This window comes from Mesorhizobium sp. M0317, from assembly GCF_040321555.1.
Taxonomy (GTDB): domain Bacteria; phylum Pseudomonadota; class Alphaproteobacteria; order Rhizobiales; family Rhizobiaceae; genus Mesorhizobium.
This window is the reverse complement of the sequence record NZ_JAMYRV010000001.1, coordinates 410,235-427,395: the sequence shown is the minus strand read 5'-3', so window position 1 is coordinate 427,395 and position 17,161 is coordinate 410,235. Positions and strand designations below refer to the sequence as shown.

Annotated in this window: 18 protein-coding genes and 1 tRNA gene; 12 read left to right on the top strand and 7 right to left on the bottom strand. The window is 63.3% G+C overall.

From position 1 onward, the window contains the following. Positions 1-14: 14 nt before the first annotated feature. A complete protein-coding gene (locus tag NKI88_RS02175) occupies positions 15-431 on the bottom strand; it encodes a hypothetical protein (protein WP_023670998.1) in 417 nt (138 codons plus the stop codon). A gap of 44 nt (positions 432-475) precedes the next feature. Next, positions 476-1,183: a metal-dependent hydrolase gene (locus tag NKI88_RS02170; RefSeq protein ID WP_023670997.1), complete on the bottom strand. Its 708-nt coding sequence runs from the start codon at positions 1,181-1,183 to the stop codon at positions 476-478. A 165-nt stretch (positions 1,184-1,348) separates the two neighbouring features. On the opposite strand from NKI88_RS02170, the gene ruvX reads away from it, so the two are divergent. Further along, complete coding sequence (gene ruvX, locus NKI88_RS02165) at positions 1,349-1,855, top strand: Holliday junction resolvase RuvX (protein ID WP_023806089.1); 507 nt, start codon at positions 1,349-1,351, stop codon at positions 1,853-1,855. Here ruvX and NKI88_RS02160 read toward each other — a convergent pair. The 3 genes from NKI88_RS02160 to NKI88_RS02150 form a co-directional block, all read right to left on the bottom strand. Further along, positions 1,773-2,114, bottom strand: a complete 342-nt coding sequence (locus NKI88_RS02160; protein ID WP_023806088.1) for a DUF6105 family protein — start codon at positions 2,112-2,114, stop codon at positions 1,773-1,775. The two genes, ruvX and NKI88_RS02160, sit on opposite strands and share 83 nt — an antisense overlap. Then, positions 2,114-2,701 (bottom strand): hypothetical protein, encoded by a 588-nt coding sequence (locus tag NKI88_RS02155; RefSeq protein ID WP_023712362.1) that lies wholly within the window; start codon positions 2,699-2,701, stop codon positions 2,114-2,116. Before NKI88_RS02155 ends, NKI88_RS02160 begins: the two co-directional genes overlap by 1 nt. A gap of 124 nt (positions 2,702-2,825) precedes the next feature. After that, positions 2,826-4,454: a DNA alkylation response protein gene (locus NKI88_RS02150; RefSeq protein ID WP_023700749.1), complete on the bottom strand. Its 1,629-nt coding sequence runs from the start codon at positions 4,452-4,454 to the stop codon at positions 2,826-2,828. A 197-nt stretch (positions 4,455-4,651) separates the two neighbouring features. On the opposite strand from NKI88_RS02150, the gene NKI88_RS02145 reads away from it, so the two are divergent. The 4 genes from NKI88_RS02145 to dprA are packed head-to-tail and all read left to right on the top strand — an operon-like array spanning position 4,652 to position 8,686. Continuing rightward, positions 4,652-5,617, top strand: coding sequence for an aspartate carbamoyltransferase catalytic subunit (locus NKI88_RS02145; RefSeq protein ID WP_023806087.1), 966 nt, complete (start codon positions 4,652-4,654; stop codon positions 5,615-5,617). Beyond that, the gene (locus tag NKI88_RS02140; RefSeq protein ID WP_352653623.1) at positions 5,614-6,900 is read left to right on the top strand and encodes a dihydroorotase; all 1,287 of its coding nucleotides are present in this window, start codon (positions 5,614-5,616) and stop codon (positions 6,898-6,900) included. The genes NKI88_RS02145 and NKI88_RS02140 overlap by 4 nt, the downstream gene beginning before the upstream one ends. A 56-nt stretch (positions 6,901-6,956) precedes the next feature. Then, a complete protein-coding gene (gene plsY, locus NKI88_RS02135; protein ID WP_352653622.1) occupies positions 6,957-7,562 on the top strand; it encodes a glycerol-3-phosphate 1-O-acyltransferase PlsY in 606 nt (201 codons plus the stop codon). Continuing rightward, the gene (dprA, locus tag NKI88_RS02130; RefSeq protein ID WP_352653621.1) at positions 7,559-8,686 is read left to right on the top strand and encodes a DNA-processing protein DprA; all 1,128 of its coding nucleotides are present in this window, start codon (positions 7,559-7,561) and stop codon (positions 8,684-8,686) included. Before plsY ends, dprA begins: the two co-directional genes overlap by 4 nt. A gap of 217 nt (positions 8,687-8,903) precedes the next feature. Here the strand turns inward: dprA and NKI88_RS02125 are convergent, their stop codons facing one another. Then, complete coding sequence (locus NKI88_RS02125) at positions 8,904-10,046, bottom strand: hypothetical protein (protein WP_023832075.1); 1,143 nt, start codon at positions 10,044-10,046, stop codon at positions 8,904-8,906. Between the two features lie 259 nt (positions 10,047-10,305). Between NKI88_RS02125 and NKI88_RS02120 the strand changes: the two genes are divergently transcribed. The 6 genes from NKI88_RS02120 to NKI88_RS02095 all read left to right on the top strand — a co-directional run bounded on the left by NKI88_RS02120 (position 10,306) and on the right by NKI88_RS02095 (position 16,135). Further along, the gene (locus tag NKI88_RS02120) at positions 10,306-11,190 is read left to right on the top strand and encodes a dihydrodipicolinate synthase family protein (protein WP_352653620.1); all 885 of its coding nucleotides are present in this window, start codon (positions 10,306-10,308) and stop codon (positions 11,188-11,190) included. Positions 11,191-11,213: 23 nt separating this feature from the next. Continuing rightward, on the top strand, positions 11,214-11,873 hold the full coding sequence (locus NKI88_RS02115; protein ID WP_023706209.1) for a GntR family transcriptional regulator: 660 nt from the start codon (positions 11,214-11,216) through the stop codon (positions 11,871-11,873). Positions 11,874-11,936: 63 nt separating this feature from the next. Continuing rightward, on the top strand, positions 11,937-13,274 hold the full coding sequence (locus NKI88_RS02110; protein ID WP_023742462.1) for an ABC transporter substrate-binding protein: 1,338 nt from the start codon (positions 11,937-11,939) through the stop codon (positions 13,272-13,274). Continuing rightward, positions 13,274-14,212: a carbohydrate ABC transporter permease gene (locus NKI88_RS02105; RefSeq protein ID WP_023819933.1), complete on the top strand. Its 939-nt coding sequence runs from the start codon at positions 13,274-13,276 to the stop codon at positions 14,210-14,212. The genes NKI88_RS02110 and NKI88_RS02105 overlap by 1 nt, the downstream gene beginning before the upstream one ends. Further along, positions 14,213-15,034, top strand: a complete 822-nt coding sequence (locus NKI88_RS02100) for a carbohydrate ABC transporter permease (RefSeq protein ID WP_023700756.1) — start codon at positions 14,213-14,215, stop codon at positions 15,032-15,034. A 39-nt stretch (positions 15,035-15,073) separates the two neighbouring features. Further along, positions 15,074-16,135 carry an ABC transporter ATP-binding protein gene (locus NKI88_RS02095; protein WP_352653619.1) on the top strand — a complete coding sequence of 354 codons (1,062 nt, stop codon included), beginning with the start codon at positions 15,074-15,076 and terminating at the stop codon, positions 16,133-16,135. Between the two features lie 49 nt (positions 16,136-16,184). Here the strand turns inward: NKI88_RS02095 and NKI88_RS02090 are convergent. Then, a tRNA-Lys gene (locus NKI88_RS02090) sits at positions 16,185-16,260 on the bottom strand. 322 nt (positions 16,261-16,582) lie between these two features. Here NKI88_RS02090 and NKI88_RS02085 point away from each other — a divergent pair. After that, positions 16,583-17,074, top strand: coding sequence for a BA14K family protein (locus NKI88_RS02085; RefSeq protein ID WP_023693412.1), 492 nt, complete (start codon positions 16,583-16,585; stop codon positions 17,072-17,074). Positions 17,075-17,161: the final 87 nt, after the last annotated feature.

Genomic DNA, 17,161 nt, shown 5'->3' with positions numbered 1-17,161 from the left:
GGCGGCATTTCAGCCTAGGGCAGCGATACACCCTCGCACAGATAATAGCTGCCGCCATTGCCGGCCTGCTCGCCTTCGTCGGCGGTCGGGCGCACCGAGACGATGTCGATTTGGGTCGCGTTCATCTGCGTGATCGACAGTATATCGGGAAAGAGAAAGCCCGGCTCCTGGCAGATGGCAGTGACCGCCCAGCTCGGCGAGCGCGTCGCCTTGGTGACCTGGACGAACTCGCAATTATACTCGACGCTTTGCAGGCCGTCCGCCGACAAGATGACATTGCCGGTGTCAATCAGCGTCTGCAGCGTGTCCTTTTTGGCTTGCGCGCAAAGCTCCTGGGTCTGGAGGTAAACGCCCTTGATGAAGTCCTCGGCGGCGGATGCGGGCGACGCAGCGACCAGCATCGAAACGCAAAGAGTCTCTCTCAAACCCATGGTTTAATTCCCCTTTGCGACAAGGGATCGTTTCAACGATCGCTCTATAGTGTGATCGTTTGGCCGATGGCTGGCAAGGCTACGTCGACACCTGATCCTTCGAGGCCGGCCACGAACTTCTCCGCCGTCGCGTCGATGATCGGGAAGGTGCCGAAGTGGCATGGCACGACGGTGTCGAAGTGGAAGAAGCGCCGGCAGGCCAGGGCCGCCACCGCGCCGCCCATGGTGAAGCGGTCGCCGACCGGCACGAGGCCGATCTTCGGCTCATGCAATTCCTCGATCAGCGCCATATCGGAGAAGATGTCGGTGTCGCCCATATGGTAGAGCGTCTTGTCCTCCGGGAAATGCAGGACCAGCCCGTTGGGATTGCCGAGGTAGACGTTCTGGCCGCCATCGAGCCCAAACGACGAGGAATGCAGTGCCTGCACGAATGTGGTGGTGAAGGCACCGCAATCGACGGTGCCGCCATGATTGCCGGGATTGATCTTCTTGCCGTCGACGCCCTTGCCGACCAGGTACATGCAGATCTCGTAATTGGCGACCAGCTGGGCGCCGCTCTTCTTCAGCACCTCCACCGCGCCGCTGACATGATCACTGTGGCCGTGGGTCAGAAGCACATGGGTGACGCCTTCCGCCGGCCCCTCCCAGCCGCTCGTCCATGATGGGTTGCCGACGAGATAGGGGTCGATCAGGATGTTCGCGCCTGATGTCTCGACGCGGAAGGCGGAATGTCCGTACCAGGTCAATTTCATCGATCGTGTTCCTCGATTTTGGTTGCGCCGGAAGATAGAACGCCGGCAGCAAAATTAAAGTGACATAGTGTGCTCGCGGTTCAAAAGAACGTGTCGCGCTCTTTGTGACGGCAAGTCTGGGTCACGGTTAGACTGGGTCACGGTAAAACTGGTTGGGGAAAGCCGTTGGGCATCATAGCAATCGAGGATCTGCCGGCACGGCTGGAAGGCGGCAGGACGCTGGCCGGGCTCGACCTCGGCGACAAGACGATCGGTGTCGCCGTTTCCGACCGCGGCTTGTCCTTCGCCCATCCGCGCCCGGTCATCCTGCGCAAAAAGTTTTCGCTGGATGCGGCAGCGCTGCTCGCGCAGCTGCAGAAGGACAATGTCGGTGCGTTTGTACTCGGTCTTCCCATCAACATGGACGGTTCGGAAGGTCCCCGCGCCCAGAAGTCGCGCGCCTTCGTGCGCAACATGGCAGGCATAACCGAACTGCCCTTCGTGCTGTGGGACGAGCGGCTGTCGACGGTGGCGGCGGAGCGGACGCTGATCGAGATGGATTTCTCGCGCCGAAAGCGCGCCGGCAAGATCGATTCGGCGGCTGCGGCCTTTATTCTGCAGGGAGTTCTGGACCGGCTCCAGTCGCTTGACCCACGCGATCGGACGCAACCGGATTCCCCGCCTGCCGCCTGACCCAGGCCATGATGTTGCGGCGGCGGCGAAACGCCCACAATGCCATCAGCAGGAAGCCGTCAAAGACGCAGGCCCTTGCCACCATGCCCGGAATGATCGCCGGATCGATGCCCAGCATCTGCCCGTAGAGCTGGAACACGAAATCATGCAGCTGCCGGCTGAGCATGACGTAGCCGAAATTGATGTCGTTGAGCGACAGGAAGAACCAGCCCCAGAACAGAGCGAGTGGCGCGGCCCACAATGCGAACAGCGTGCGCATCAGTGACCGTCCCTGCGGCTGGAGCCGCCTCTGGGACCGCTGGGACCAATGTCCGGACGGCCGGAAATGCGCGACAGCAAGGAGCCGTGCGCGGCACCCTTGGCCATGGCATGGGCGGTGGCGCGGCTCTCTGCCTCCCGAGAAACCATGACAGCGAAGACCGACCTCCGCTCGGCCAGCATGGCGACATAGGAGGCCAGAAGTGCCGCCAATTGCACGGCGACAACCAAAAACAGGCCGTTGATGCCTCGCGCTGCGCCGCCGATCAGGATGAGCGACAACACCGCGGATGCCGAAATGAAGGCGGTCCGCGCCACACTGTCGGCTCCGTCCGGGCTCGCTGCGACGTTAACCAGGCTCTCGACGAAGACCCAGCAAAACAGCACCGCCACGACCAGCAAGGCGATGGCCAGCGGCGCCACGACGGCAGCATTGTCGAGATCGGCCAGACGAGTGTTTTCCACGACGACGCCGAGCACGCCCAGAGCGCCCGCAACGCCGCGGTTTCCATCGACACAGATGAACGCCAGCAGGGCGAAAACCAGCGCCCAGTGCAAGGCCAGAAAGGACGTCAAAATGTGCCGCATGGCATTCCTGCTTTGGTGACAAAGACAGTGGGGTCTGCGGCCTGCGGCTGCAACGGAAACCATTCGTTAAGGTTAACGGCTGTCCACAGGCAGGCAAATTCGTTCACGGCCTGGCGGAAGGCCCTCAATTCACCGGCGGATAGAGCGTGTCGATGATCATGCGCGCATCGTGGCGCGAATCGAGCATGCCATAGGTGTTGCGCCACTGGCCGGCGAGCCGCGTCTCGACGAAGGCGTCCGCAATCCGCCCTGCCCCCAGCCGGCGCAATTCCGCAGCTGCCGCCGACAGCGCCAGCTGTTCGGTCAGCAGGCGGGCCGACCCCTCATCGGTGCCGGCGACCTGCATGGCCGCCTTGAGCACGCCAATGGTTCCGCGTCCGCCGGCGCCGAGATCGCGGTCGATGCCGGCCAGCACCTCCTCGAACAGGCCGGGCGCGCGGCCGAGCACGCGCAGCACGTCGAGCGCCATGACATTGCCTGAGCCCTCCCAGATCGCATTGACCGGGGCTTCGCGGTAGTAGCGGGCGAGCGGCGCTTCCTCGACATAGCCATTGCCGCCGAGGCACTCCATCGCCTCATAGAGCAGTGGCGGCGCGATCTTGCAGACCCAGTATTTGACCACCGGGGTCATGGCGCGGGCAAAAGCAGCCTCGCCGCGGTCGCCGGCAGCCTCGTCGAAGGAGCGCGCCAGTCGGAACGAGAGTGCCGTGGCGGCGGCGACATCGAGCGCCATGTCCGCCAGCACGCGCTGCATAAGCGGCTGTTCGATCAGCGTCGAGCCGGCCACCTGGCGGTGACGGGCGTGATGCACGGCCTCAGCCAGCCCCGCTCGCATGATTGCCGACGAGGCGACGGCGCAGTCGAGCCGGGTCAGCGTGACCATGTCCATGATCGTCTTTATGCCGGCGCCGGGCTCGCCGACCATCTCGCCGATGGCGTTGACGAACTCTACCTCCGATGAGGCGTTGGAGCGGTTGCCGAGCTTGTCCTTCAGCCGCTGAAAGCGGAAGCCGTTGCCGGAACCGTCGCCGAGGATGCGCGGGACGAGAAAACAGGAAAGCCCTTCCGGCGCCTGTCCAAGCACGAGAAAAGCGTCCGACATCGGCGCCGACATGAACCATTTGTGGCCGGTGAGGCGATAAAAGCCGCTGCCGGCGCGTTCGGCCCGTGTGGTGTTGGCGCGCACGTCGGTGCCGCCCTGCTTTTCGGTCATGCCCATGCCGAGCGTCAGCCCGGTCTTGTCGACCGGCGGCTTCTGACTCTGGTCGTATTTGCGCGTCGTCACGCGCGGCGCCCATTCGCGAAACAGCTTTGGGCTGGCCATCAGGGCGGCCAGCGAAGCGCTGGTCATGGTGATGGGGCAGAGATGCCCGGTCTCGAGTTCGGCGGTCAGGTAGAAACGCGCGGCGCGCACCTGATGGCGACGGCCGATCTCGCTATCGCCGTTTTCCCAGATCGAGGAATGCAGGCCGCCGGCAACCGAGCGGCGCATCAGCGCATGATAGGCCGGATGGAATTCGACGAGGTCGATGCGCCGGCCCTGACGGTCATGCGTGCGGAGCTTCGGCGTCTCGACATTGGCGAGGCGCGCCAGCTCCTGCGCCTCCTGCGTCAGGACGAACCGGCCAAGCCCGTCGAGGTCCTTGCGCACCGGATCGGAAAAACGCTCGGCAAGCTGGATCAGCAACGGATCGCCCCGCCAGGCGTTGCCGCCCGTCAGCGGCGGCGGCTGGTTGGTCACGTCGTCGGTCACGCCCAATCCTTCTGAAAGTAGAAGGGCCTTCTAACGCTAGAAAGGCACTTATCATCACAAGGCTTCGAATCCGAAGCAATCGGCTAGATATAGCCCAAGGCAGGCGGCGCGCGCGACGAAAATACCGGGGAGAAAGGCCGCAATGCCAAGCTGACGCTTGCGGCAAGGAATTCTCCCCCCTATAGCAGCGCCTTGAGATGACCGACGCTTCGTCCCTGCCGCTTTATCCTCACCGCCATCTTCTGGGCATCCGCGATCTTTCCCCCGGTGACATCGAGCTTCTGCTCGACCGGGCCGATCGCGCCGTCGCCATTTCGCGGCAGTCCGAAAAGAAGACCTCGACGCTGCGCGGCCGCACCCAGATCAACCTCTTCTACGAAGCCTCGACGCGCACGCAGTCGTCGTTCGAACTGGCCGGGAAACGGCTCGGCGCCGACGTCATGAACATGTCGGTGGCGAGCTCTTCGGTGAAGAAGGGCGAGACGCTGATCGACACGGCGATGACGCTGAACGCCATGCGCCCCGACATCCTGATCATCCGCCACCAGTCTGCGGGCGCCGCCGCCCTTTTGGCGCAGAAGGTCGGCTGCTCGGTGGTCAATGCCGGCGACGGCGCGCATGAACACCCAACGCAGGCGCTGCTCGACGCGCTGACCATCCGCCGCGCCAAGGGGCCGCTGTCGAAACTGATCGTAGCGATCTGCGGCGACATCCTGCATTCTCGCGTGGCGCGTTCCAACATCATGCTGTTGAACGCGCTTGGTGCGCAGGTGCGTGTGGTGGCGCCGTCGACCCTGCTGCCGTCCGGCATCGAGAAAATGGGCGTCATCGTCTCGCGCTCGATGGCAGAGGGCCTCAAGGGCGCGGACGTGGTGATGATGCTGCGCCTGCAGCGCGAGCGGATGGAAGGCGCCTTCGTGCCTTCGGTACGCGAATATTTCCGCTATTTCGGCCTCGATGCCGAAAAGCTGAAGGCCGCCAAGGACGGCGCGCTGGTGATGCATCCCGGTCCGATGAACCGCGGCGTCGAGATTGCGTCCGAAATCGCCGACGGTCCGCAAAGCGTCATCCAGGAACAGGTCGAGATGGGTGTCGCCGTGCGCATGGCGGTGATGGAAGCGCTGCTCGATCCCCGCCGCAATGCAGAGGGCCGCGGCGCATGAGCACGACGGTCTTTGAGCGCGCCCGCATCGTCGACCCGTCACGCGGCATCGACGAGATCGGCACCGTCATCGTCAACGGGAAAAAGATCGTTGCCGCCGGCAAGGCTGCCCTGAACCAGGGGCTGCCGGCGGGAGCCACCGTGGTCGACTGCGCCGGTAAGGCGATCATTCCCGGCCTGATCGACGCGCGCGTCTTCATCGGCGAACCGGGCGGCGAACATCGCGAGACCATCGCTTCGGCCAGCGTTGCGGCGGGGGCCGGCGGCGTCACCTCCGTTGTTATGATGCCCGACACGGACCCAGTAATCGACAATGTTGCGCTGGTCGAATTCGTGCTGCGCACTGCCCGGGACACGGCAAGCGTCAACATCTTTCCGGCGGCGGCGATCACCAAAGGCCTCGCCGGTCGCGAGATGACCGAATTCGGCCTGTTGCGCGAGGCCGGTGCGGTCGCCTTCACCGATGGGCGGCACACAATATCCAGCGCACTGGTGATGCGCCGGGCTCTCACCTATGCCCGCGATTTCGGCGGCGTCATCGCACATGAGACACAGGATGGCGACCTCGCTTCGGCAGGCGTGATGAATGAAGGCCTGTATGCCAGCTGGCTCGGCCTTGCCGGCATTCCGGGCGAGGCCGAGTCCATCCCGCTGGAGCGCGACCTGGCGCTGGCACGGCTGACGCGCGGCGCCTACCACGCGGCCAAGATCTCGACGGCGATGGCAGCGCAAGCGGTGACGCGGGCGAAAGCCGACCAGGCCAATGTCACGGCGGGCGTGGCGATCCACAATCTGTCGCTGAACGAAAACGATGTCGGGGAATACCGCACGTTCTTCCGGCTGACGCCGCCTTTGCGCGCCGAGGAAGACCGGCTGGCCATGATCGAGGCGGTCAAGGACGGCACAATCGACATCATCGTCTCCTCGCACGACCCGCAGGATGTCGACACCAAGCGCCTGCCCTTCGCCGATGCAGCTGCCGGCGCGATCGGGCTGGAAACGCTGCTTGGAGCAGCGCTTCGGCTCTACCACAATGGCGACGTGCCGCTACTTCGGCTGGTCGAAACACTGTCCACCGCACCAGCAAGGCTGTTCGGCCTGCCGGGCGGCACGCTGAAGCCGGGAGCGCCGGCCGATCTTGCGCTGATCGACCTTGAAGAACCCTGGATCGTGAGTGAAAGCGGCATCCGCTCGCGCTCGAAAAACACCTGCTTCGAAGGTGCGCGGCTGCAAGGCATGGTCTTGCAAACGCTGGTGGCGGGCCGCACAGTGTTTTCGAGCTAGAGCGATCGCGCCACGTCGCAGACCGATATGTTGCTGGGGAAATGCGGGGGCAAACAATGAGTTATAACGTTATCCTGGCATTGCTGTTCGGCTATCTCCTCGGCTCGATTCCCTTCGGCCTCTTGATCACCCGCGCGGCCGGCCTCGGCGATGTGCGCAAAATCGGCTCCGGCAATATCGGCGCCACCAACGTTCTGCGCACCGGCAACAAGGGCCTCGCCGCCGCGACGCTGGTGCTCGACGCGTTGAAGGGTACGGCGGCGGTGATGATCGCGCGCCATTTTGGACACGACTACGGACTGTGGGCCGGCCTTGGACTCTGGGCGGGCCTTGGCGCCTTCCTTGGCCATCTGTTTCCGGTCTGGCTAGGTTTCAAGGGCGGCAAGGGCGTGGCGACCTATCTCGGCGTGCTGATCGCGCTCGGCTGGCATGTGGCGCTGATTTTTATCGTCGTCTGGCTGGCGATGGCTTTTCTGTTTCGCTATTCCTCGCTGGCAGCGCTGACGGCGGCGGTCATCGTGCCGATCGCGCTTTATTTCTGGAGCACACCTGAGACCGCCGGGCTGTTCCTGGTGATCAGCTTGATCGTCATCTTCAAACATCGCGCCAACATTTCGCGCCTTCTTGCCGGCACCGAAGGCAAGATCGGAGCCAAGGGTTGAGCAAGCCCGCCGCCGGGCCGCGCCTCAGCGACCGGCAGCGGCTGAGCTGGCTGCGGCTGATCCGCACACAAAATGTCGGCCCGGCCTCGTTTCGCGAATTGATCAACCGCTTTGGTTCGGCGGAGGCGGCGTTGGAGATGCTGCCCGAGCTGATGATTTCGGGCGGAGCCAAAAGGATCATGCGCATTCCTTCCGTGGAGGAAGCCGAAGCGGAACTCGACGCAGCCAGTGAAAACGGCGCCCGCTTCGTCGGCATCGGCGAGGCCGACTACCCGCCGATGCTGAAAAACATGGACAATCCGCCGCCACTGATTGCCGTGAAGGGCGAGGCAGCCGTCTTTCGCCTGCCGGCGGTGGCCATCGTCGGCGCCCGCAACGCGTCGCTCGCCGGCATCAAGATGGCGCGCATGCTGGCGGCGGATCTTGGCCGCGACGGCTACGTCATCGTTTCCGGCCTGGCGCGCGGCATCGACACGGCAGCACACCAGGGCAGTCTCTCGACTGGTACAGTGGGTGTGCTGGCCGGTGGGCTCGATGTCCCCTACCCGCCCGAAAATATCGGCTTGTGCGAAGACATTGCCGAGCGTGGCGGCGCCGTTATTTCGGAAATGCCGTTCGGCTGGCAGCCGCGGGCGCAGGATTTTCCGCGCCGCAACCGGCTTGTCGCGGGCGCCGCCCTCGGACTGGTGGTGATCGAAGCTGCGCAACGCTCCGGCTCGCTGATCAGCGCGCGCCTGGCCGGCGAGATGGGCCGGCTGGTCTTTGCCGTACCGGGTTCGCCGCTCGATCCGCGCTGCGCCGGCTCCAACGGGCTGCTCAAGGATGGCGCCACCCTGGTCACCGAGGCGGCCGACGTTTCCGGCGCGATCGCACCCTTGGCCGGCACGCGAACGCGAAGCATTGCGCCGCCAGAAAAGGCACCCGATTTTTCGGCAACACCCCCGCCCGGTGAGGACGAACGCAGCGGCGTGCTCGAAGTGCTGGGCCCAACGCCGGTGGGCGTGGACGAGATCATCCGCCACACCGGCCTCAACGCCGCGCAAGTCTCCATGGTGCTGCTGGAACTCGACCTTGCAGGCCGCATCGAGCGCCATGCCGGCGGCAATGTCTCATTGGTTACGTGACGTTCCAGCCGATCCCGCCGCACGTCGGCCGCAACTCACGCGTCGAGGGTCACGCCGGCGGCGCCAACGCCGGTACAGTTGCCACCGCAGGGTATTTTCCAGGCGGCTCTCGGAAAAGCACTCCGCCATTCCAGGGCTCTCCGTTGCACTGACGATCACGCTCGCAATGGCATATTCGACAGCTGACGAAAACCGGGCTCGACAGTCTGCGCATCAGTCAGCGGAACAGATACTTCGATACCTCCGGATTGCCACGGCGCCACATCACATTGTCCAGAAAATAATGGTGCACATTGATGAAGATGAGCACGATGAAGAAGAACAGCGATGACCCCAGCACTTGCCTGTCATACGGGATCAAGGCCGTCAGCGCGGATGGGATCAGCCAGAAGCCGAGATAGCCAAGGGCCGTGCCGCCGACGATAAAGCCGACGAGCCGAAACCTGTAGAGGGGGCCGAGAAAGGACAGGATTTTCGGCTGCGGATCGCTTTCGGCATCGGAACTGTCGCGCTCGACGTTCGTCTGGTAGCGCCAGACCACGGCGAGATACTGCAGCGAGTGGAGCGCGGGCACGATCAGCAGCCAAAGCGGGTTTACGCGCGCAATCAGGATCCAGAGATAGAGCGACGCCACATAGGCCACCAAACCGTTATAGGGCAGGCCGCCGCCGTTCTTCCGCCAACGATTGACCAGCATCAAGAGCGTGGCCGCCGTCGACGCAACGGCCGCCAGCATGGCGATGTTGGTGACCCAGGAAGGGGCCGCGAATGTGTAATAGTCCAGGCCATAATATTTGCCCTGGGTGACCGCCGTATTCGTCTGCAGCCACGCCAGGATCCACACGGCATAGGAGTTGACCAGCAGCACCTTCTTGTCGCGGTCGTCGAAGAATTTGCGCTTCAGCACCGCATCCACCATCAGCATGCCGTAGCCCTGCTTGACGTAGTGCCAACCGACAAAAAAGAACATGGCGTTGGTGGCATAGCCGAGCAGGCGCGTGTTCGCCGCCGCGGCGCCATAGGCAAAGAACCCGGCCATGACCAGGGGCACGACAATGCCCGCGAAGATATAGCGGAGCTGCAGGCTCCTGTCGTAGCCGTCGCCCGTCACCTTGCGCCCGAAATTGCGGTAGAAGAGCTGATAGGAGTGGGCGAAGTGGGGATAGTTCACGAGATAGGCCACGAAGACCATCGTTGCGGCCACCGGACCTTCATATTCAAGCGGAACGAGAAACAGCACCGGTAGGATGAGAAAGGCGCTGCCGCCCAGCATGAGGAAATCGGCGAGCGGGCCGAAGAGGTATTTTTGAGCGGTCGCCGTCTTAGGGGCTACAGCATCCGCCGAAAGCTGAAGTGTCATGTCAGAACCTCCCCTGGGAAAGGCTGAGTTTAGCCATCGACTGGGATGGGGACAAGGTTGGAGCTGCCGCTCCGCGCCCCGAAGACTAGGCCATCTTGTTGTTTCGCCAATGGTCTCGATCCGCCATGGCTTGAACCCGTGAACCTCTCGATAAAAAAGGTGGGGGCCCTCCGCTGTTAAAAAAAGCGCACCACCCCAATTTACGACTAACATGTTAGTGTGCTAGCACAGCGTACATACCTGCTTCGGAGACCTTCCGGTGACATCACGCTTTGGCCTTTCGGCCGCTCTCGCCACGCCTTTCGATGCCCGCGGGCAGATCGCCACCGCCCCCATGATCGCTCAGGCCGAAAGTTGCCTGGCGCAGGGTTGCGGCAGCGTGACGCTTTTCGGCACGACAGGGGAAGGCGCATCGGTGGGCACGACGGAGCGGCGGTCGGTGACCGAAGCCATGCTGGCTGCTGGAATCCTGCCGCATCAACTCGTTGCCGGCGTGCTGGTCGACGCCGCCGAAGACGCCGCCGAACAGGCACAGCATGCCTTGCAGCGCGGCGCCCGAAACATTCTGCTGGCCCCGCCAAGCTACTTCAAGAATGTCGGCGACGACGGCCTTTTCGGCTGGTTCTCCGCCGTCTTTGCCGCGATCGGCCCCCTCGCCCGTGACGTGCTGCTCTACAACATCCCTTCGGTTACCATGGTGCAGCTTTCGCTTGGCCTGATCGGCCGGTTGCGCACGGCTTTTCCCGACGTGGTCGCCGGGGTGAAGGATTCCGGTGGAAATTGGAGCTACAGCGAGGCGCTGCTTGCCGCCCATGGCGATCTGGTCATCCTGATCGGCGATGAAAGGCATCTGGCGCGTGCGGTGCGAATGGGTGCTCAAGGCGCAATCTCGGGCATGGCCAATTTCGTCCCGGGCGAAATCCGCGCCATGGCCGAGGACGGGCGCGACGATCCTCGCGTCGAGAGTTTTGTGCTCGAATTGCTCAAATATCCGGTCACCCCGGCGGTAAAGGTGATGGTGGCGCGCAAGACCGGCGACGAGCGCTGGCTGGCGGTCCGTCCGCCGCTGGAGCCGATCGCGTTGCAAGGGCAGCAGCAGCTTGCCTCAGCCTATGACAGCTTGTTTGCCAGGGAACCGGCCTGACCGGCAAAGGGAAGCGCGCCGAAATGGAAGACGGCAACGAACCGACCACCCTCAGGGAGAAGGCCTATGCCAGCTTCACGCGGCATTTGCTGGCGCGCGACTTCAAGCCAGGCCAGTTCGTGTCGCAACGTGAGCTGGTTGCCTTCACCGGACTGCCGCTCGGCGCCATTCGCGAGATCGTGCCGCGTCTCGAGGCGGAAGGACTGCTGACGACCATTCCGCAGCGCGGCATGCAGATCGCCCATATAGATATCAGCCTGATCCGCGAGGCCTTTCAGTTCCGCCTGTTCATGGAGCGTGAAGCGGTGGCGCTGTTTACGGTCAGCGCCTCCGATGCCGAGCTTGCCCGCTTGCGGCGCGAGCATGAGGACATGCATGCCCAGGCGCTGGCGCAGACCCCGACGCCGGAGATGGAGGCCAAGGCGCAGACCATCGACTGGGCCATGCACGACACGTTCATCGATGCGCTGGGCAACGAGATCATCGCCAAGGCCTATCTGGTCAATTCGGTGAAGATCCGCCTGATCCACCAGGAGCGGTTCCGTATCGACGGGCGCGTCGTGCCGGTGATGCGCGAGCACCTGGCGGTGATCGAAGCCATGGAGAGCCGCGATCCAGGCAAGGCGGTCGAGGCGATCAGTCTGCATATCGACAAGGCGCGCCGGCTGGCGCTGCAGATCTGAGGAAACCTGAGCCGCACCGCGGTCCGCGATGCAATCGACAACGACAACAACCGGGAGGAAGACATGTCGTCCAATCTGTTCAACCCAACCAGGAGGCAACTGCTTCAGGGAACCGCGGCGCTTGCCGCCGCCGGCTTTGCGGGCGTTCGCCCAAGCTTTGCCGCCGGCGTCGACTGGAAGCGCTTTGCGGGAACGACGCTTGACGTCAATCTGGTGAAAAGCCCGCGCAGCGACACGCTGATAAAATACATCGCCGAGTTCGAGGAACTGACCGGGATCAAGGTCAATGCCGAAGCGACGCCGGAACAGCAGCAGCGCCAGAAGACGGTGATCGAACTGAGCTCCGGCAAACCGAGCTTCGACGTCGTGCATCTGAGCTACCACGTGCAGAAGCGCCAGTTCGAAAAGGGCGGCTGGCTGGCCGACATATCAGGCTATCTCGCTGACTCGACCCTGACCGATCCTGCGCTGGTGGAAACCGATTTCGCCGATGCCGGCATGCTGTTTGCCAAGGACGGCCAGGGCGTGCTGCGCTCGCTGCCGTTCTCAGTCGACTACTGGATCGTCTACTGGAACAAGGAATTGTTCGAGGCCAAGGGCCTCAAATACCCTGAAACCTTCGAGCAATTGGTGGCGGCCGCCGAAGCGCTGACCGACCCGTCGACCAACACCTACGGCTTTGTCGCCCGCGGCCTGAAAAACGCCAACACGCCGGTATGGACGTCGCTGATGCTCGGCTACGACATGACGCCGCTCGATGACAAGGGCAAGCTGCGCACGACCTCGCCCGAGGCGGTCGAGGCCGCCAGCCTCTACCAGCGGCTGATGACCAAGTCGGCGCCTCCAGGCGTCACCGGATTCAACTGGGCCGAAGCCCAGTCCGCCTTCCTGCAAGGCAAGATCGGCATGTGGTTCGATGGCGTCGGCTTTGCCCCGCCGATGGAAAACCCGGAAAAGTCACGAGTGGTCGGCAAGGTCGGCTACGGCGTCATGCCCAAGGGGCCCAAGGCGCATGCCGCCGGCACCTTTGGCGACGGCCTCGGCGTGACGGCCGCCAGCGAGAAGAAGGAGGCCGCCTACCTCTTCTGCCAGTGGGCGATTTCGCCCGCCATGGGCGCGCGCCTGCTGCAGGCGGGTGCCGGCGTGCCGTTCCGCAAGTCGGTGCTGGAAGATCCCAAGGTGCGCGAAGGCGTCACCATGCCGGCGAGTTGGCTCGATGCCGTGGTCGGCTCGGGCAATGTCAGCCGGCTGTCGCTGCCGGTCATCATTCCGGTCACCGAGTTCCGCGACATCTATGGCGTGGCGCTGACCAATCTGATCGCCGGCGCCGATCCGGCAGAGGAGCTGAAGAAGGCCACCGAGCAGTTCCAGCCGGTGCTCGACCGGAGCGAGCAAGGCTGATGTCCGCCATCACCCCAGAACGCACCGGGGTGACGACGCAAGCCATCGAAGGGGGCCAGACCATCCGTCTGGCTCCCAACTACTGGCCTTTCGTCGTCCCGGCGCTCGTCGTCGTCGGCGCCGTGATCGTCTTTCCCTGGGCCTTCACGCTGTGGATGAGCGTCAACCGCTGGACCCTCGGCCAGGCGCGAAGCTTTGCCGGGATGGAAAACTATCTGCGGCTGGCGGTCGACCAACGCTTCTGGGAATCGCTTTTCCATACGCTGACCTACACGGCGCTTTCGGTCGCGGCGCCGATGTTCCTCGGCACTCTTGCCGCGCTGATCTTCGACGCCAAATTTCCGCTGCGCGGGCTGTTGCGTGGCGTCTTCGTCATGCCGATGATGGCGACCCCGGTCGCCGTGGCGCTGGTCTGGACGATGATGTTCCATCCCCAGCTCGGCGTGCTCAACTATCTGTTGTCGCTGGTCGGCATTCCGGCGCAGGAATGGATCTTTAACGCCAGGACGGTCATCCCGTCCCTGGTTGCGGTCGAGACCTGGCAGTGGACGCCGCTCGTGATGCTGATCGTGCTGGGCGGCTTGGCCTCCGTGCCGCGCGAGCCCTTCGAGAGCGCCGAGATCGACGGCGCCAACGCCTGGCAGCAGTTCCGCTATCTCACCTTGCCGATGATCGCGCCGTTCCTGATGATCGCCATGATCATCCGCACCATCGATGCGCTGAAGAGTTTTGACATCATCTACGCGATGACCCAGGGCGGACCGGGCACGGCCTCGGAAACCATCAACATCTATCTCTACAACACCGCCTTCTCCTACTACGACATCGGCTATGGCTCGGCCATGGCCGTGGTGTTCTTCATCGTCATCGTCGCGCTGTCCTTCATCCTGCTGATGCTGCGCCAGCGCTCCCAATGGATCGGGGTGGAGGGCAAATAGATGAGTTCACGGCTGCTCAACCGGATCGGGCTGTTTTTCGCGGCTCTGGTCTTCGTCTCGCCGGCGATCCTGTTCTTCCTCTGGATGATCTCGCTGTCGCTGAAGTTCGAGATCGACAACGGTGCCTACCCGCCGATCCTGATCCCGGAACATCTCGCCTGGTCGAACTATGTGAAGGTATTCGAGGAGAACAATTTCCTGCTCTATTTCTGGAATTCGGTTCTGGTGACGGGCACGGCAACGTTGCTGGCGCTGCTGATCGGCGTGCCGGCGGGCTATGGCATCGCGCGGCTCAAGGCCGAACGCTCGGCGGTGGTCATCATGATCGCCCGCATGACGCCGGGGCTTTCGTATCTCATTCCGCTGTTCCTGCTGTTCCAGTGGGTCGGCATTCTCGGCACGCTGTGGCCGCAGATCATTATCCATCTGGTGGTGACGGTGCCGATCGTGGTCTGGGTGATGATCGGCTATTTCGAGACCACGCCGATGGAGCTGGAAGAAGCGGCCAACATCGATGGCGCCAGTTCCTGGCAGGTGTTCCGGCTGGTCGCCTTGCCCATCGCCAAGCCGGGCATTGTCGTCGCCTTCATCCTGTCGATCATCTTCTCATGGAACAATTTCGTCTTCGGCATTGTGCTCGCCAGCCGCGAGACTCGCACGCTGCCGGTCGCCGTCTACAACATGCTTTCCTACGAGCAGGTGAGCTGGGGTCCGCTCGCCGCTGCGGCACTTGTGGTGACGCTGCCGGTGCTGGTGCTGACCCTGTTCGCGCAAAGGCAGATCGTCGCGGGGCTGACCGCAGGCGCCGTCAAGGGCGGCTGAGGCACGGCCCCGACATCACGCATTTCCGGGAGAAATCCAATGGCATCGGTAACAATCAACAACGTTCAGAAGGCTTTCGGAGCCGCCAAGATCATCCACGATGTCAGCGTCGACATCGCCGATGGCGAATTCGTCATCCTGGTCGGGCCGTCGGGCTGCGGAAAGTCGACGCTGCTGCGCATGATTGCCGGACTGGAAACGATCTCGGGCGGCAGGATCGCCATTGGCGATCGCGTCGTCAATAATCTCAGGGCGCGCGACCGCAACATCGCCATGGTGTTCCAGAACTACGCGCTCTATCCGCATATGACGGTGGCCGACAATATGGGCTTTGCCCTGAAGATCAAGAAAGCCGATCCGGCCGACACCGCCGGCCGCGTCGGCAGGGCCGCCAGCATTCTCGGCCTGGACAAGCTGCTCGACCGCTATCCGCGTCAGCTTTCCGGCGGCCAGCGCCAGCGCGTCGCCATGGGCCGCGCCATCGTGCGCGACCCGCAGGTGTTCCTGTTCGACGAGCCGCTGTCCAATCTCGACGCCAAATTGCGCGTGCAGATGCGCGGCGAGATCAAGGCGCTGCACCAGCGGCTCGGGACCACAACCATCTACGTCACGCACGACCAGATCGAGGCCATGACCATGGCCGACAAGATCGTCGTGCTGCATGACGGCCTTGTCGAGCAGATCGGCGCGCCGCTCGATCTCTACGATCGCCCGGCCAACCTCTTCGTTGCCGGCTTCATCGGCTCGCCGGCGATGAATTTCATTCGCGGCCATGTCGAGGAAGGTGTTTTCCGCAGCGCCGGTGGACTGATCTTGCCGCTGCCGGAAGGCATCGACCTGACCAACATTCCCGGCGGGGACCTCATCTACGGCATCCGCCCCGAACACATCCGAGCGACGACCGCCAAAGGAATCCCCGGCACGATCGTGCTTCTGGAAGCAACGGGTTCGGAAATCTTTGCCAGGGTCGACTGCGCCGGAGAAGAAATCTCCTGCCTTTTCCGCGAGCGGCTGGCACTGAAACAGGGCGAGCAGATGCGCATCGAGATCGACCGCGCCTGCGCTCATCTGTTCGACACCAAGACCGGGCGGCGATTGTAGGCGGCGATGGGGGCTGCTGATAGGGAGCAACTTTCGCACGAAATATTTCTGGTGAGCGCGTCGGGGTTCGAACCCGAGACCTACTGATTAAAAGTCAGTTGCTCTACCGGCTGAGCTACGCGCTCCCGCGGGCTCTAAAGGCCGCCCTCGAAATTGCGCGGAACATAGGGAGAGTGCCGCGACCGGTCAACCGGAAAAAGATGGCCGTTCCACCGGGGTTTCGGCCATCGCCCGACGCGCCGCAAATTGCGTCGTCACCAGCCCGGTGAGCCGCTCCCGCAACGTGGTCGCCGCTTCGATCTGTTGGCGCGCGAAACGCGCCTTTTCTCACGCGCCAAATTCGAGAAACATTACAAATCAGCAACTTACTGTTTTGGTGGGAACCATCGCACGAGCGGGCCGTTTTCGTCTCACAAGGGACGTCAACCACCCTTCAAGGAGAAGATCATGAACAAGATCGCAACGGGTCTACTGGCGACCACCCTGTCAATTTCGTTTGCCGCGGCCGCCGCTATGCCGGCCAATGCCGCCCAGATGTTCGTGCCCCAGTCATCAGCAACTTCGTCCGACATCGTGAATGTGGGCGATTCTCGTCATGACAACTGGCGGTGGATGCGCCATGGCAACCGCAATTCCGGCAATCGCGATTTCCGCGTAGGCCGCCAATTCTCGCGCAACAATGATGGCGGCAGCTATTGGAATGGCCATCGCGGCTATCGCGAATATCACCGCGGCTATCGCCGTCACGGCGACTACTGGTTCCCGCTGGCTGCCTTCGCCACCGGCGCCTTGATCACCGGCGCGATCGTCAACAGCGAGAACAACCGCGGCGATGCGCATGTGCAGTGGTGCTACGACCACTATCGGTCGTACCGCGCTTCGGACAACACATTCCAGCCCAATTACGGCCCGCGTCGGCAGTGCAATTCGCCCTATTGAGCTGAGTTGGTACCAAGTGTTGTGTAGAAAAGCCCGCGCCGGCACGGGCGCGGGCCTTTCCGTAGGTTGCTTGGGTACGGGCGCGGC

Bases quoted from the DNA above. Each gene is read 5' to 3' on its own strand.
- NKI88_RS02110 (WP_023742462.1), top strand. From the start codon at position 11,937: ATGTCGTCCAATCTGTTCAACCCAACCAGGAGGCAACTGCTTCAGGGA.
- NKI88_RS02145 (WP_023806087.1), top strand. From the start codon at position 4,652: ATGACCGACGCTTCGTCCCTGCCGCTTTATCCTCACCGCCATCTTCTG.
- NKI88_RS02160 (WP_023806088.1), bottom strand. From the start codon at position 2,114: ATGCGCACGCTGTTCGCATTGTGGGCCGCGCCACTCGCTCTGTTCTGG.
- NKI88_RS02115 (WP_023706209.1), top strand. From the start codon at position 11,214: ATGGAAGACGGCAACGAACCGACCACCCTCAGGGAGAAGGCCTATGCC.
- NKI88_RS02085 (WP_023693412.1), top strand. From the start codon at position 16,583: ATGAACAAGATCGCAACGGGTCTACTGGCGACCACCCTGTCAATTTCG.
- NKI88_RS02105 (WP_023819933.1), top strand. From the start codon at position 13,274: ATGTCCGCCATCACCCCAGAACGCACCGGGGTGACGACGCAAGCCATC.
- NKI88_RS02100 (WP_023700756.1), top strand. From the start codon at position 14,213: ATGAGTTCACGGCTGCTCAACCGGATCGGGCTGTTTTTCGCGGCTCTG.
- NKI88_RS02155 (WP_023712362.1), bottom strand. From the start codon at position 2,701: ATGCGGCACATTTTGACGTCCTTTCTGGCCTTGCACTGGGCGCTGGTT.
- NKI88_RS02140 (WP_352653623.1), top strand. From the start codon at position 5,614: ATGAGCACGACGGTCTTTGAGCGCGCCCGCATCGTCGACCCGTCACGC.
- NKI88_RS02125 (WP_023832075.1), bottom strand. From the start codon at position 10,046: ATGACACTTCAGCTTTCGGCGGATGCTGTAGCCCCTAAGACGGCGACC.
- NKI88_RS02175 (WP_023670998.1), bottom strand. From the start codon at position 431: ATGGGTTTGAGAGAGACTCTTTGCGTTTCGATGCTGGTCGCTGCGTCG.
- NKI88_RS02170 (WP_023670997.1), bottom strand. From the start codon at position 1,183: ATGAAATTGACCTGGTACGGACATTCCGCCTTCCGCGTCGAGACATCA.
- NKI88_RS02095 (WP_352653619.1), top strand. From the start codon at position 15,074: ATGGCATCGGTAACAATCAACAACGTTCAGAAGGCTTTCGGAGCCGCC.
- plsY (WP_352653622.1), top strand. From the start codon at position 6,957: ATGAGTTATAACGTTATCCTGGCATTGCTGTTCGGCTATCTCCTCGGC.